The 14,933-nt window shown below is 69.5% G+C and carries 12 protein-coding genes and 1 tRNA gene; 10 read left to right on the top strand and 3 right to left on the bottom strand.

Features of this window, described 5'->3' with window-relative positions; genetic code table 11:
* Positions 1-60: 60 nt before the first annotated feature.
* The 3 genes from HUA76_RS36345 to HUA76_RS36355 are packed head-to-tail and all read left to right on the top strand — an operon-like array spanning position 61 to position 2,401.
* Positions 61-1,209 carry a ParB N-terminal domain-containing protein gene (locus tag HUA76_RS36345; RefSeq protein WP_254614712.1) on the top strand — a complete coding sequence of 383 codons (1,149 nt, stop codon included), beginning with the start codon at positions 61-63 and terminating at the stop codon, positions 1,207-1,209.
* Positions 1,209-1,775, top strand: a complete 567-nt coding sequence (gene pyrE, locus HUA76_RS36350; protein WP_141648692.1) for an orotate phosphoribosyltransferase — start codon at positions 1,209-1,211, stop codon at positions 1,773-1,775. Before HUA76_RS36345 ends, pyrE begins: the two co-directional genes overlap by 1 nt.
* Positions 1,772-2,401, top strand: coding sequence for a hypothetical protein (locus HUA76_RS36355; RefSeq protein WP_174455834.1), 630 nt, complete (start codon positions 1,772-1,774; stop codon positions 2,399-2,401). Before pyrE ends, HUA76_RS36355 begins: the two co-directional genes overlap by 4 nt.
* A gap of 18 nt (positions 2,402-2,419) precedes the next feature.
* Here the strand turns inward: HUA76_RS36355 and HUA76_RS36360 are convergent, their stop codons facing one another.
* From HUA76_RS36360 to nadB, 3 genes are read right to left on the bottom strand one after another with little or no spacing between them, the layout of a single operon-like run.
* A complete protein-coding gene (locus HUA76_RS36360) occupies positions 2,420-3,013 on the bottom strand; it encodes a TIGR00730 family Rossman fold protein (protein WP_174463449.1) in 594 nt (197 codons plus the stop codon).
* A gap of 1 nt (position 3,014) precedes the next feature.
* The gene (locus tag HUA76_RS36365) at positions 3,015-3,740 is read right to left on the bottom strand and encodes a rhomboid family intramembrane serine protease (RefSeq protein WP_174463450.1); all 726 of its coding nucleotides are present in this window, start codon (positions 3,738-3,740) and stop codon (positions 3,015-3,017) included.
* 5 nt (positions 3,741-3,745) lie between these two features.
* Positions 3,746-5,335 (bottom strand): L-aspartate oxidase, encoded by a 1,590-nt coding sequence (gene nadB / locus HUA76_RS36370; RefSeq protein ID WP_174455831.1) that lies wholly within the window; start codon positions 5,333-5,335, stop codon positions 3,746-3,748.
* Between the two features lie 87 nt (positions 5,336-5,422).
* Between nadB and HUA76_RS36375 the strand changes: the two genes are divergently transcribed.
* The 7 genes from HUA76_RS36375 to HUA76_RS36405 all read left to right on the top strand — a co-directional run bounded on the left by HUA76_RS36375 (position 5,423) and on the right by HUA76_RS36405 (position 14,754).
* Positions 5,423-6,112 carry a lytic transglycosylase domain-containing protein gene (locus tag HUA76_RS36375; RefSeq protein WP_141648696.1) on the top strand — a complete coding sequence of 230 codons (690 nt, stop codon included), beginning with the start codon at positions 5,423-5,425 and terminating at the stop codon, positions 6,110-6,112.
* The gene (locus HUA76_RS36380) at positions 6,069-7,655 is read left to right on the top strand and encodes a tetratricopeptide repeat protein (RefSeq protein ID WP_174463451.1); all 1,587 of its coding nucleotides are present in this window, start codon (positions 6,069-6,071) and stop codon (positions 7,653-7,655) included. Before HUA76_RS36375 ends, HUA76_RS36380 begins: the two co-directional genes overlap by 44 nt.
* Positions 7,656-7,666: 11 nt before the next feature.
* Positions 7,667-8,356 (top strand): CDP-diacylglycerol--glycerol-3-phosphate 3-phosphatidyltransferase, encoded by a 690-nt coding sequence (gene pgsA, locus HUA76_RS36385; protein WP_141648698.1) that lies wholly within the window; start codon positions 7,667-7,669, stop codon positions 8,354-8,356.
* A gap of 89 nt (positions 8,357-8,445) precedes the next feature.
* Positions 8,446-8,520, top strand: a tRNA-Gly gene (locus HUA76_RS36390).
* 258 nt (positions 8,521-8,778) lie between these two features.
* The gene (locus HUA76_RS36395) at positions 8,779-9,561 is read left to right on the top strand and encodes an ABC transporter permease (RefSeq protein ID WP_141648699.1); all 783 of its coding nucleotides are present in this window, start codon (positions 8,779-8,781) and stop codon (positions 9,559-9,561) included.
* A 9-nt stretch (positions 9,562-9,570) separates the two neighbouring features.
* Positions 9,571-10,863 carry an ABC transporter ATP-binding protein gene (locus HUA76_RS36400; RefSeq protein WP_141648700.1) on the top strand — a complete coding sequence of 431 codons (1,293 nt, stop codon included), beginning with the start codon at positions 9,571-9,573 and terminating at the stop codon, positions 10,861-10,863.
* 75 nt (positions 10,864-10,938) lie between these two features.
* Positions 10,939-14,754 (top strand): glycosyltransferase, encoded by a 3,816-nt coding sequence (locus HUA76_RS36405; protein WP_371823566.1) that lies wholly within the window; start codon positions 10,939-10,941, stop codon positions 14,752-14,754.
* The last annotated feature ends 179 nt before the right edge of the window (positions 14,755-14,933 follow it).

A 14,933-nucleotide genomic window follows, 5' to 3' on the forward strand; every position in this document is an offset into this window, starting at 1 on the left:
AGTGGGTAGACCAGGGGTGCCACCATGGACGCCGAGCACAGGGTTGACGGAGAGGATGGGATGCCGGGTTCTCCGGAAGGTGGCTCGACGTCCACGCCCGAGGCTGTTTCGGCGCGGAGCGACGGTGGGTCCCAGGACTCCGCGCCGGGCGAGCCCGCGCCGCGGGAGCTGACGCGCGTCGAAGGTGGGGAAGGGGAGTCCGCCCCCGTCACCGCGACGGATGCGGGGGCTGTGTCCCCGGAAGGAGGCTCGGTGGAGTCTCAGGGTGTCGCCGCGGAAGGAGCACCCGTCTCGGGTGAACCGGAGCGGGCCATGGAGTCGTCGGTGGGTGTGTTGGAAGAGTCGCAGGTGAAGTCCACATCGGAGTCGGGAGTGTCCGAAGGGGAGCGTCCGCCGGAGTCGCGGCTCGATGACGCGCCCGGGCAGGAGCCATCCGCCCCCGAGGGGACTGCCTCCCCCGAGGCTCGGTCCGGGACGGAAGCTTCCGCCGGGGTGGAGTCCGGTGTCTCCGAGACAGCGGCTTCCGAGGGGCAGGAGTCGGGTGCCGCCGACGAGGAAGAGTCGGGACCCGAACTGCTGGCCGCGCCGGAGGAGCGTCTCGCCGGCCGGGTGGTGACGGTGCTGATGCCACTGGAGCGGCTCGAGGACGAGTCGGCGTACCGGCTGCGTCCGGAGGGTGACGTGTCCGGGCTGGCCACGGACATCGCCCGGCTGGGGCAGTTGTTCCCGGTGGACGTGCGTCCCCGGGGCGGAGAGAGCTACCAGCTGGTGTGCGGTTTCCGGCGCGTGGCCGCGCTGCGTTTCCTCAAGCGGGACGCGGTGCAGGCGCGCGTGCACACGGACCTGTCGGATGAGGACGCGCTCCTCATGTCGCTGGCGGAGGCCATCCACGCCACGCCGGTGGGCCCCGAGGTGTTGGAGGCCAAGCGCGACCAGTTGGAAGCCCAGGGCCGGCTGAGCGCCGCCGTGGCCGACATGCTCGCCAAGGCGCTTGCCACCGATGATGAGCTGGCACCCGAGGGCGTGGAAGAAGAGGTCGACGCCGACGAGCTGGCGGCGGACGTGTCGCAGCGGTTGGGGACCATCAACCAGGAACTCTCGCTGCTGGCGGACGTGTTCACCTCGCTGGATGAGTCGCGCCGAGCGGAGCTGCTGATGCAACTGCGGTACTCCTCCGAGCTGGTGGCGTACCTGGAGGGGTTGAAGTGATGTCCGACTTGTTCGCCCGTGACAGGGCCCGGCTGCTGGAGCTGCTCACCGAGCGTTCCTTCGAGCGCCGTCGCGTGGTGCTCTCCTCTGGCAAGGAGTCGGACTTCTACATCGACTGCAAGCGCACCGCGCTCCTGGCCGAAGGACACTTCCTCATCGGCCGGCTCTTCCTGGAGGCCATCCGCCGCGAGGCGCCCGAGGCGGTGGGCGCGGGCGGACTGACGCTGGGCGCGGATCCGCTCGCGTCCGCGGTGAGCCTCACCGGCTACCTGTCTGGCTATCCGCTGGCCGCGTTCATCGTCCGCAAGGAGCCCAAGGGCCACGGCACCGGCCAGTGGATTGAAGGCCTGAGCGGGCTGGGCGCGGGCGCGAAGGTGGCCATCGTCGAGGACGTGGTGACGACGGGTGGCTCCACGCTCAAGGCGATTGAGCGGGCCAAATCCGAGGGACTGACGGTGCTGGGGGCGTTCGCCCTGGTGGACCGACTGGAGGGGGGACGCGAAGCGGTGGAGGCCGCGGGCCACCGGCTCACCACGCTGTTCACCCGCAAGGACTTCATTCCGTGAAGAAGCTTCTCGCGACGGGAGCGCTGCTGGGCCTGTTGTCCGGCTGCTCCACCACGCCTCCCACCATCGGCGAGCAGGCCCCCACGCTGCACGACGAGAACGCGGAAGCGGCCTACCGGGCCCTGCTCGACAAGTACTCGGGCCAGCAGCAAATCTACGACGGCTTCGACACCCGCCTCTTCGCCGGGGTGACGCTCCAGTCGATGGCGTTCCGCGAGGCGCGGGTGAAGCGGCAGGCGGCCTTCCAGGTGCTGCCGCCTCCCAAGGTGGAGCAACTGCTCTCCGAGGAGCGCACCGAGGCCGGGCAGGTGCACGAGTTCTTCCTGGGCGTGCACGTCAACGACTACCGGTACCTCGACTTCGACTTCAAGAAGACCATCTGGCGCATGGCGCTGGTGACGCCCGCGGGCGAGGTGACGCCGGTGCGCATCCGCCGGCTGGGCCGCGCGGACCTGGAGATGCGCGCCTACTACCCGTACACCAGCGTCTTCTGGGTCGGCTACGAGGTGCAGTTCCCCACGGTGATGTCCACCGGGCAGCTCGTCATTCCCCCTGGTACGGAGCAGGTGATGTTCCGCCTCGCCTCGTCGCTGGGGCAGGCGGAGATGAAGGTGGCCGCGCAGTAGCACGCGGCCCCGTGTCGCTTAAGTCTGCTCGGGGCGCTTCAGCCACTTCTCCGTCACCGTGAGCGTGGGCCCGTCGAGCATCCGGTCCACCAGTTCCTGGGGTGACGCGCTCACCGCGAAGGGCAGGGCCTGCTCCGGCGGCGCGAAGCCCTCGTTGGCCAGGTGTCGTGCGAGCGTCACCAGGGGCTGGAAGAAGCCGAGCGTGTCGAGCAGGCCCATGGGCTTCTGGTGCAGGCCCAGCTGTGCCCAGGTGATGATTTCGAAGAGCTCGTCGAGCGTGCCGAAGCCGCCGGGCAGCGCGAGGAACGCGTCCGAGCGTGAGGCCATCAGCGCCTTGCGCTCGTGCATGGAGTCCACGCGGATGAGCTCCGTGAGGCCCAGGTGGGCAATCTCCCGCGCGCCCATGAAGTGCGGCAGCACGCCCACCACCTTGCCTCCCGCGGCCAGGGTGGAGGCGGCCACGGTGCCCATGAGGCCCACGCTCGCCCCGCCGTAGACGAGCGTCATGCCGCGCCGTCCCAGCTCGGTGCCCAGGGCCGTCGCCGCCTCGGCGTACTCGGGCCGTGCGCCCGGCCGCGAGCCGCAGAAGACGCAGATGCTGCGCACGTCCATGTCAGAACGCTCCGTGCCGCTCGGGGTGGGCCGCGTAGAGGGCCACCAGCGCCGTGAGGAACAGGATGATGGGCAGCGCGAGCGCGTACACCTGCCGGCCCTGCCGCAGGGCCACGCCACAGGGCAGGCCGAAGAGGAACCCTCCCAGGTGCCCGGACCAGCTCACGAAGGGCAGCAGGCTGAGCACCGCCACCTGCACCAGCCAGATGCCCAGCTCCCGGCGTCCCTGTCGCGTGGCGATGGGCAGCATGGCGCCCGCCCACCCCAGAATCATCCCCGACGCACCCACCATGGGTGTGTCGAAGTTGAAGAGCAGCGAGAAGGTGGACGCACCCAGCGCGGTGACGAGGGACAGCCCGAGGAAGCGCAGGCTGCCGATGCCGCGCTCCAGCGTGAAGCCCAGCGTCACCACCACGGACATGTTGAACACGAGGTGGAGGATGCCGCCGTGCTCGAGTGCCGCTCCGAGCAGTCGCCAGTACTGCCCGGCCTGCACCGCGGGGCCATACAGGGCGCCCAGCGGAAGCTCCCGCGAGTTGAACGACGGGAGCTGACCGGCCTCCTCCAGGCCGAACACCACGACGCAGATGCCGATGATGGCGTAGCAGACCCACGGCTTGGGCTGAGGCGCCTGGGGCGGCGGCGGGGTGCCGAACGGATGGCCTCCTCCCCGCTGCTCAGGGCCGGAGCCCGGTGCGTCGAGGATGTGTCGCGGTCCGGAGGACATGTCGCTCACAGCTCCCGGGAAAGGGTGGTGTCACGCAGCCAGTGGTGGTCGTCGGGGTGCGGGTAGTCGAGCGTGAAGTGCAGGCCGCGGCTCTCCTTGCGGCGGCTGGCGCAGTCGACGATGAGCAGCGCCACGTCGGCGATGTTGCGCAGCTCGATGACGTCGCGAGTCACCTTGAAGCGCCAGTAGTAGTCGCGAATCTCCTCGCGCAGCAGCTCCAGCCGGCGCCGCGCGCGCATCAGCCGCTTGTCCGTGCGGACGATGCCCACGTAGTTCCACATGAGCCGGCGAATCTCGTCCCAGTTGTGGCTGACGACGACGCTCTCGTCGGACTCCACCGCGCTGCCCGCGTCCCACGCTGGTGGGTCCTCGCCCGGCGTGGACAGGGAGGCCAGCTCCTCCTGGGCGACCTTGACGGCGCGCTGGCCGAACACCAGGCCCTCCAGCAGTGAGTTGGAGGCGAGCCGGTTGGCGCCGTGCAGGCCCGTGCAGGACACCTCGCCGATGGCGTACAGGCCGGGCACCGAGGTGCGCCCGTGCAGGTCCGTCACCACGCCGCCGCACTGGTAGTGGGCCGCGGGGACGACGGGGATGGGCTGCACCGCCATGTCGATGTTGAACGCCTTGCAGGTGGCGTAGATGTTGGGGAAGCGTTCGGTGAGGAAGGCCCGGCCCATGTGCGTCATGTCCAGGTACACGCACTCGTCGCCGGTGCGCTTCATCTCCGCGTCGATGGCGCGCGCCACCACGTCGCGCGGGGCGAGCGCGCCCAGCGGGTGATAGCGCTCCATGAAGGTCTGCCCGCCCTTGAGCTTGAGCTTGCCGCCCTCGCCGCGCAGCGCCTCGCTGATGAGGAAGCTCTTGGCCTCCGGGTGATAGAGGCAGGTGGGGTGGAACTGGTAGAACTCCATGTTCGCCACCTGCGCGCCCGCCCGGTACGCCATGGCCACGCCGTCACCCGTCGCCACATCCGGGTTGGACGTGTACAGGTACACCTTGCCCGCGCCGCCCGTCGCCAGCACCGTCACCTTCGCGAGGAAGCGCTCGATGCTTCCGTTCTCCTGAAGCGCATACGCCCCCACGCACCGGCTTGTCCCCGGCCTGGGCTGACGCCGGTCCAGGATGAGGTCGATGGCGGCGGTGTTGGCGAAGAAGGTGATGTTGGGGGTCGCGTCACACTCGGCCAGCAGGGCGCGCTGCACCTCGCGACCGGTGATGTCGCCCGAGTGGATGATGCGGCGCGCGGAGTGGCCTCCCTCGCGCGTCAGGTCGAACTCGCCGGAGGTCTGCCGGTTGAACTCCGCGCCGAGCGTCACCAGCCCCTGTACGCGCTCGGGCCCCTCGCGCACCGTCACCTCCACCGCGTCCCGGTGGCACAGGCCCGCGCCGGCCACGAGCGTGTCCTCGATGTGGGCGTCGAAGCTGTCAGTGGGGGCGAGCACACTGGCGATGCCCCCCTGGGCATAAGCGGTGTTGCTCTCCGTTCGCTCGCGCTTGGTCAGCACGGCCACCGTGCCGTGCCTGGCCGCCTGGAGGGCGAATGAGAGGCCCGCAACGCCGCCTCCCAGGACGAGGAAATCGAACCGATGGGGCATGGCGGACAGCCTTAACGACTGTAAGTGCCGGAAACAAGGCGTTTTCTTGAGGACTTTCCTGCGTGTGTCTAAGGTTCGGGGGCCGATATGCGTGCCATTCCCGCGCTCAGCCTCTTCGCCGTGCTGGCCTTCCCGCCGTGGGCGGGGGCGTCCGAGTCCATCTACCGTTACGTGGAGAAGGACGGGACCATCGTCTACACGAACGTCCCGCCCTCCGGCTCCAAGGCGGCGAAGAAGATGAAGGGCTCGTTTGCCCAGGCGCCCGCGAAGAACTCGCCGGCGGTGGGGCGCAAGAACACGCCGCCGGACCTGGACCCGCACATCGCCGCGGCGGCGCTGCGCTACCGCATCCCCACCGCGCTCGTTCGCGCCATCATGCACGCGGAGAGCAACTTCAATAAGAATGCCCTCAGCCACAAGGGTGCCAGCGGACTGATGCAGCTGATGCCGGCGACGGCGTCGGACATGTACGTGAAGGACATCTTCGACGAGCGCGACAACATCGAGGGCGGCGTGCGCTACCTTCGCGTGCTCGCCAACATGTTCGACGGCGACATGGTGAAGATGATTGCCGCCTACAACGCGGGGCCAGACGCGGTGAAGCGCTACGGCGGCAAGGTGCCCCCCTACGAGGAGACGCAGGGGTACGTCCGCAAGGTGCTCCAGCTCTACTACCACTACAAGGAGCGCGAGCGGCCCGCCGAGAGCGGTCCCCGCGAGCCCACATCCCAGAATGACGACGCGCGTGAAGGGGCGGGCGGAGACGAGCCCCGCTGACGACGAGTTCCTCCAGCAGCTCCAGCGCGGTGGCGAGCTGCTGGCCGCCAACAAGGTCATCGAGGCGAAGGAGTTCCTGGAGCGAGCCCACCAGCTCCAACCCCGCAACGAGAAGGCGCAGAACCTCCTGGGGCTCTGCTACTTCAAGCTCGGCCTGTTCGACAGGGCGGCCGAGCTCTACGAGATGCTGGTGCGCGACAACCCGGTGGACCCGACGCTGCGGGTCAACCTGGGCCTGGTGTATCTCAAGACGAACGCGCTCCAGCGCGCCGTGCGTGAGTTCGAGACGGCCACGGACCTGTCGCCCGAGCACCAGAAGGCCCAGAACTACCTGGGCCTCGCCCTGGCGCAGATGGGCGAGTACGGCCGCGCGCGTGAGCACTTCCTGCTCGCGGGCAGCGACCAGATGGCGGACAAGATGTCGCGCGCCATCGCCGGGGAGAACTACTCCCGGCCCACGCCCGCGCCCGTGTCGCCCCCCGCGCGTCCGGAGATGCCTCCGCCGGTCCCCGTGCCTCCACCCGCTCGCGAGGTGGCTCCGCCGCCTCCCGCGGTGGGCGCCGCGCCGAGGGATGAGGAGATCCGCTTCGCGGAGGACGAGGGCCCCAGCGCGCTGAGCGACAGTGACGGCGAGGGCGGCCCGGTGCTCACGGCCGCGCCCGAGGAGACGGTGGACCTGGAGGAGGAGACTCCCGCCGCCACCGCTCCGACTTCAAGCACTGACGAGGCGCCCCGGGATGCGGCCACCGTGCCGACGCCGGTGCCGCTCACGAAGCTGCAGCTCACCAAGGTCGCCGCGCGTGGCGCGGATGCCGCTCTGACGGAGAAGGCCGCCGCCGCGCCTCGGCGAGGCGTGTCCGGCGCGAGCGCCCCGGAGGCGACGGGGACCCCGGTGTCCACCGCGCCACTGCTGTCGGAGCTGGCGCCCTCGCTGTCCCTGGATGACGAGCGGGGAGGGCGTCCCTTCGTGTTGGGCGAGGGGCGCTTCAGCGTGGCGGTCGATGGAGAGCTGCTGACCCGGTTGGATGGCGTGGTGGCGCTGCGGGGACAGCTGGCGTTCCAGCCGGAGATGAAGCGCTTCCGGGGACGGGCAACGGACAAGCCCTTTGGCGAAGGGCCGTCGCGGATGGTCCGGGCGAAGGGGCACGGGGTGCTCCACCTGGAGCCCGCCGAGCGCCGCACCTTCCTCGTGGTGGACCTGGGCGAGGACTCGGCCTACTTCCGGGACGAGAACGTCTTCGCCTTCGAGGAGCCGGTGATGTTCGAGAATGGCCGGGTGCCGTCGGACATCGCCCCGGACCTGGACCTGGTCCACCTGCGCGGGCAGGGACAGGTGCTGCTCAGCCTGCCGGGGCCGCTGCGCTCGGTGCAGGTGCGCCCGGATGCGCCGGTGACGGTGCCCCTGACGCACCTGGTGGGCTGGCAGGGCAACCTGACGCCCCGGGTCGTGCCCCTGCTCAAGTCCCCCGCCGGCGAGTCGCTGCGCACCGCGGTGGAACTGGGGGGCGAAGGTTTTGCCCTCATCGCCCTCGGGGTTCGCTAGAAGAGCGCGCCATGGCCACGGACCGAGCGACCCGGAAGCAGCGCAAGCGGGAGGAGCGGGCGCGCCGGCGCGCGGAGCGCAAGCCCAGCGTGCTGGTGCAGGAGTTCTGGAACCTCCCCAACATGCTCACGTTGGGACGCATCCTCCTCATCCCTCCGTTCGTCTGGTTCCTCTACGACGCGGACCCGCTCAACTCCCTCTTCGCGGGCCTGGTCTTCGCCGTCGCCTCCATCACCGACGTGGTGGACGGCTACCTGGCGCGCAAGTGGAACCTCATCACCGTCGTCGGCAAGTTCATGGACCCGCTGGCCGACAAGCTCATCGCCATGGCCGCGCTGGTGATGATGGTGCGGCTGGGGCGCATCGCCGCGTGGGTCGTCATCGTCCTGCTCGCGCGCGAGCTCATCGTCAGCGGTCTGCGCACCATCGCCGCGAGCGAGGGCATGGTCATCGCCGCCGGCCAGGAGGGGAAGTGGAAGACGTCCCTCCAGCTCGTGGGCATCATTTCACTCTGCGTTCACTACGTGCACCCGCTGACGCTCGGCTCGTTCAGCACGCCGGTGGACTACAACCTCGTGGGCAAGGTGCTCGTCTACTTGTCTGGCGCGTTCTCGGTCTGGAGCGCCGTCGTCTACTTCCGCGCGTTCCTCGCCATGCTTGCGAAGCGAGGGGATGAAACGTCGGCTGCGAAAAGTGTTTGACGTGTTCGGAGGGCCTCTGTATACCCCACCTCACTTCGGACGCGGCGCCGACGCGGGGCGCGGACGAGAGGGAAGTCGCAGTACCTGATGCGGGAATAGCTCAGCGGTAGAGCATCGCCTTGCCAAGGCGAGGGTCGAGGGTTCAAATCCCTTTTCCCGCTCCAATACGAAGGCCCCCTGGGAAACCAGGGGGCCTTTTTGTTTTGGCTCAATCACACGCATGACTGTCTTGTCCTCGGCGACCCCGCATGGCGGCGCGTCTGGGACAACGCTTCCTTGCCCTGGGGGATGGGAGTGCTGGCGCGCGTGGTGGGCCTGCCCGAGCGGTGGGCGGACGGCCCTGTTGCGTCATGGTGGTGATGCGTGCGGGGCCATCTGCCGGCCTCGCTCCCACCCGGGCCCTGCTATAGAAGGGCCCCCTCATGATTCGCCTCGTCCGAGAACTGTACCAATACCGGGGCCTGCTGCTCAGCCTCGTCCAGCGGGAGCTCAAGGCGCGTTATCGCGGCTCGTTTCTGGGCTTCCTCTGGACGTTCCTGAATCCCACGCTGCACATGCTGGTGTACGCGCTGCTGTTCACCGTGGTGATGCGGGCGAGCACCCCGAACTACTCGTACTTCATGTTCGTGGGGCTCCTGCCGTGGATCTGGTTCTCCTCGTCGCTGGGCGCGGGGGCGAGCGCCATCAGTGACCGGCGCGACCTGATGACGAAGGTGCGCTTCCCGGCGCAGGTGCTGCCCACGACGGTGGTGCTGACGAACCTCAGCAACTACCTGCTGTCGCTGCCACTGATGGTGGGGCTGGGCTTGTTCCACGGCCAGGTCCCCACCTGGCACGTCATCGCCTTCCCGGTGGTGGTCCTCATCCAGCTCATCTTCACGCTGGCGATGACGTACATCCTGGCCGCCATCAACGTCACGTTCCGGGATTTGCAGCACATCGTCGGCAACATCCTGACGATGTGGTTCTTCACCACGCCGGTGCTCTACCAGGCCTCCACCATCCTCGACGAGAGGGTCCGCACGGCGGTGCTGGTGGTGAACCCGATGTCCAGCCTGATGCTCTCCTACCAGGCCATCTTCTACGAGCACCGGTTGCCGGACCCCCTGCCCCTGGCGGCACTGGCCCTCTTCTCGCTGGCGCTGCTCTGGGGCGCCTCGATCCTCTTCGAATCCCGCCGCGAGGAGTTCGCGGAGTCCATCTGAGCCGTCGCCATGCAGGAACCCCTCGACGCCATTGTCTTGCGCGATGTCGTGAAGAGCTTCCGGAAGAGGACCATCCGGGGCGAGTACACGACCTTCAAGTCCGAGCTGCTGCGCTGGTTGCGCGGCCAGCGCCAGCCCCGAGAGGGTGGTCTCATCACCGCCCTGCGCGGCATCAACCTGAGCATCCCTCGCGGCAAGACGGTCGCCATCATCGGCCGTAACGGCTCCGGCAAGAGCACCCTGCTCAAGCTCATCACCGGCATCTACACGCCGACCTCCGGGGTCATGGAGATCAACGGCCGCATCTCCGCGCTGCTGGACCTGGGCGCGGGGTTCCACCCGGACTTCTCCGGCCGGGAGAACATCCTCATCAACGGCATCATCCTCGGCATGTCGCGCGCGGAAGTGCGCGAGCGGATGGATGACATCATCGCCTTCAGCGAGCTGGGTGAGTTCATCGACGAGCCGGTGCGGACGTACTCCAGCGGCATGTACATGCGGCTGGCGTTCGCGGTGGCCACGCACGTGGACCCGGACATCCTCATCGTCGACGAGATTCTCGCCGTGGGCGACGAGCACTTCAGCAAGAAGAGCATGGCGAAGATGACGGAGTTCAAGAAGCGCGGGAAGACCATCGTCCTGGTCACCCACGACTTGAGCACCGTGGAGCGCTGGTGTGACGAGGCCGCGTGGATTGACGGTGGCTACATCCGCCGCGTGGGTCGTCCCTCGGAGGTCGTCGCCGAGTACAAGCAGGCCATCGCCCTGGCCGAGGCCCAGTCGGTGGTCTTCACGCCCCCGGCGCTGACCGAGGGCGGCGGCGCGCTGCCCCAGGTGAACGTGCCCGGCGCGGACGCGCCCGTGCGCCTGTCCGGCCTGCGGTTGTTGAGCCCCTCGGGGGAGGTGGCCCCGCAGCTGTCGCCCGAGGCCGCCGTGGAGGTCTGCGTGGACTTCACGACGCAGGGTTCGTACGAGGACCTGGTGTTCGAGGTGGCGCTCCAGACGCTGGAGGGGCGCCCGCTCTACGAGACGAGCACCCGGGTGGAGTCGGTGTCGTTGCCCAAGGAACTGCCAGCCTCGGGGCGGGTGCGCTTCGTGCTGGAGCGCCTGGGGCTCCTGGCGGGGACCTACGTGTGCGAGGTGACGGCGCGCACGGCCGGGGGCGTGTCCCGGGAGACCTGCACCTTCGTGGTGAACTCCTCCGTGGCGGAGCGCGGGGTGTTCCGCCCCGTGCATCACTGGGTGGTGGAGTCCGTCCCGGTGTCAGTGGTACCCGCGCTCGCGGGCGTGGGTCATCCCTGAGTGGGGCGGGTGGGCTCGCGTCGCGAGGGGGCGTATCCGTAAGGCCGGCACGCGAACGAGAGAGAAGGTACGGCGGTGAAGACAGTGCTGGAGAAGCTCGCCGGTGACACGGGGGCGCCCGATGCGGCGCCGGGTGCGGGGGACCTGGCTCGGATGGTCGCGGTGGTGCGCGCGCTGCTGGACTCGCGCCGCCCCTGCCTGCCCGAGGCCTGCGAAGAAGTGACGGCGCTGGAGGGCGCGCTGCGGCTGCTCACCGAGCACCTCCATCGCGCGCGTCCAGAGGGCGCGCATGCGCTGTCGCCGCTCCAGGAGGCCGCGCGGTGGGCGGTGCCCCACGAGTTCGCGGTGCCGGAGTCGCACCGCGCCGCCCGCCTGGGCAAGGTGGTGACGGCCACCAAGCGTGCCTTCATCGAGGGACTGCAGCCCTTCCACGTCGAGTCGCTCCGCCCGCAAGCGGACTTCAACAAGGCCGTGGTGCGGGTGCTGGAGTACCTGACGGTGCACCGCGCCCTGGGGCTCGGCGAGGACCTGTCGGCGTGGGCGCGCGCGCAGCTCGAGCCCAAGGCCGACCCGACGCGCTGGAAGGTGCAGCGCTCACATCGGGCCGGCGCGCTAGGCTCTCTGGTGCAGGCCGCCAAGCGCTCCTATCTCTCCGCGGCGGGCTCCCTGTTGGAGGGGTTGCTGCGAGGCCAGGCGGAATGGAACGCGGCCATGGTGGAGGCCGTCGTCGCCGCATCCGGGCCCCGGGCTCCGGACGAGGCCACGGGCGCGAAGTGGGTGGCGGACCTGTGCGAGCGCAATGACCCGCTGCGGCCGGAGGCGATGTCCCGGCCGCTGCGCGCGGGAGCGCCCCTGTGGACCGAGCTGTTGCGTCGACAGACGCGCTTCAACGAGCAGGCGGTGCTGGCGCTGGCGGGGGTGTTGGGGACGCGCACGCCTCCTCCCCGGCCACCGGAACTCGGAGACTACGAGGGCTGGTGTGCTCGCCGGGAGCCGGCGGATATCGGCGCGGCGCGCGAGGCCCTCTCGTCACTGACGGCGCGGCCTCGGGTGTCGCTCATCACTCCCGTATCCGACACGCCCGAGTCCGTCTTCCGCGAGTGCGCGGACTCCGTGCGGGCGCAGGTGTATCCCGACTGGGAATGGGTGCTGGTGGATGACGCCAGCACGGCCCCTCATGTCGCGGCGATGTTGCGCGAGGCGGCGGCCCAGGACGCGCGCATCCAGGTCGTCTCGCTGGAGCGCGACGGGGGCTCGGCCCGGGCGACGAACGCGGGACTGGCCGTGGCGACGGGCGAGTGGGTGGGCTTCCTGGACCCCGACGCCACGTTGGCGCCGCACGCGTTGGCGGAGGTGGTGCTGGCCACCTCGGCGGAGCCCTCGCTCGGCGTCGTCTACAGCGACGAGGACCGACTGGACACGGAAGGGCGGCGCACCGCTCCCTTCTTCAAGCCGGACTGGTCTCCCGACCTGCTGCGCTCGGTGAACTACGTCCGCAACTTCCTTGTCGCGCGCAAGCGCCTGCTGGAGGCGGTGGGGGGCGTGCGCGATGGGTTCGACGACTCGTGGGACTTCGACCTGATGCTGCGGTTGAGCGAGGCCACGAGCGGTATCGGCCACGTGGCGAAGGTGCTCTACCACGGTCGCTCCCGGCCGCTGTCCTCCTCCGGCGAAGCGGCGGGGTTGGCCCAGGCGACGGACGCGGGCGAGCGGGCGCTGCGGGAGCACCTGGGGCGCCGCTCGGAGTCGGCCGAGGTGACGAGCCCCGCGCCCGCCCAGTACCGGGTGCGCTACCCGGTGAGGGGCACGCCGAAGGTCTCCATCATCGTCCCGTTCAAGGACCGGCCGGACCTGCTGGAGCTGCTGGTGCCGGGGCTGCTCTCGCGCACCACGTACCCCCACTTCGAGGTGCTGCTGGTCTCCAACAACAGCACGAAGCCGGAGACCTTCGCGTTGCTGGAGCGGCTCACGGACCCCCGGCTGGTGAAGCTGACGTGGGACTTCCCCTTCAACTACCCCGCCATCAACAACTGGGCGGCGAAACAGGCCACCGGCGAACTGCTCCTCTTCCTCAACAACGACATGGAGGTGGTGGACCCCGGCTGGCTGGAGGAGCTGGTGTCGCAGGCCCAGCGACCGGAGGTGGGAGCGGTGGGGTGCAAGCTGCTCTTCCCCGAGGGGACTGTGCAGCACGCGGGGGCGGTGGTGGGCATCACCGGCATGGCGGGGCATCCCTTCTGGCGCCTGCCGGACGGCCCCATCTCCACGCCCTTCGGCCACACCGACTGGACGCGCAACTGGCTGTCCGTCACCAGCGCCTGCGTCATCTTCCGGCGAGACGTCTTCGAGGGACTGGGGGGCTTCGACGAGCGCTTCCAGGTGTGCGGCAGCGACGTGGACATCGGCCTGCGGCTGAACCAGCGTGGGCTCCGGGTGGTGTACACGCCGCACGCGCGGCTCATCCACCACGAGTCCGCCAGTCGTCGCGCGGATGCCGTCCCGGAGTCCGACTACTGGCGCTCCTATGTCTCCTATCGCCCCTGGCTGGGCGAGAAGGGCGACCCCTTCTACAACCCCAACCTCTCGTTGCTCGGCACCGACTGCACGCTGCGTCAGCACGCGGAGACGGGTGAAACGCTGGCCCTGCGCACGCTGACCCATGACGTGCCCAGCGCCCAGGACGCGGCGATGGAGGCGCGGGCCCTCGCGCAGCGCCACCTCGTGGAGCACCTGGGGGAGCTGGACTTCACGCCGGAGCAGGCGGAGGAGTCGCGTGCGACGGCCCCGGCGGCGCTGGCCGCACTGCGCTCACGCGGCAAGGTGCGCACGGCGTCCTGGTTCATCCCCGCCTTCGGCCACGTCTACGCGGGCATCCACACGTTGTTCCGCTTCGCGGAACTGATGCACCGACGCCACGGTGTGCGCAGCGACTTCATCGTGTACGACAAGCCCGGGGCCAGCCCCGGTGACTTCGAGGCGCGCGCGGCCACCGTGTTCCCGGAGGCGGCGGGCGCCTTCCGCGTCCTCTCTGGCGCGGCGGACCTGGACCAGCTCCCCGCGTGCGATATGGCCATCGCGACCTACTGGACGTCCGTTTACCAGGTGCTGCGTCACCCACGCGCGGGTGTGCGCACGTACTTCGTCCAGGACTACGAGCCCATGTTCTTCGCGGCGGGCACCCAGTCCGCGCTGGCGGAGCAGACGTACCAGCTGGGCTTCCAGGGCATCTTCAACACCCCGGGCCTGCGCGACACGGTGCGGGCGCTGCACGGCATGGACGGCTTCGCCTTCGAGCCCGCGGTGGATGGCGCGCTCTTTCATGACCGGCGCCCCGCGCGTCGGGGGCCCGTGCGTGTCTTCTTCTACGGACGTCCGGGCAACGAGCGAAACGGCTTCGAGCTGGGGCTCGCGGCGCTGACACGACTCAAGCGCGAGCTGGGCCCGGCGGTTGATATTGTTACAGCTGGAGCTGAGTGGCACCCGGAGTCGTATGGCGTTCGTGGCCTGGTGACAAATCTGGGCGTGCTCCCCGCGGAGCGTACGGCGGCGCTCTACCGAGAGTGTGACGTGGGGCTGTGCTTCATGTTCACCCGGCACCCGTCCTACCTGCCGCTGGAGATGATGGCGTGCGGGATGACGGTGGTGACGAACGACAACCGCGCCAACCACTGGCTGCTGGAGGACGGGAGCAACTGCCTGCTGGCCGCTCCGACGCCGGGCTCGGTGCTGGCGCGCCTGCGGACGGCGGTGATGGACGGGGACCTGCGCGTCCGGCTTGGGAGCCGCGCCGCCGAGCGCGTACGGCGCACGACGTGGGAGCAGCAGGTGGACCGGATGATGGAGCATCTGCTGGGGCTGGAAGTCGGCCCGGCCCGCTCGGCCGCCGAGTGAAAGAGGTCACTCTGGGCCCGCCTGGCTGGTGAGAGGCCGGGCGGATAGCCGAGAATGAAGAAAACTCCAATGCGTCCAGGGTCCTCCCCGGTCGCTTTTACCCTTCACTTTCAGCGCGTCTCTTGCCTGACTGCCGCCAGGCATGGGAATGGTTGCGCTGCTGCGGGAACTCCGCTGGC

Source organism: Myxococcus sp. CA056, assembly GCF_013336715.1.
Taxonomy (GTDB): domain Bacteria; phylum Myxococcota; class Myxococcia; order Myxococcales; family Myxococcaceae; genus Myxococcus; species Myxococcus llanfairpwllgwyngyllgogerychwyrndrobwllllantysiliogogogochensis.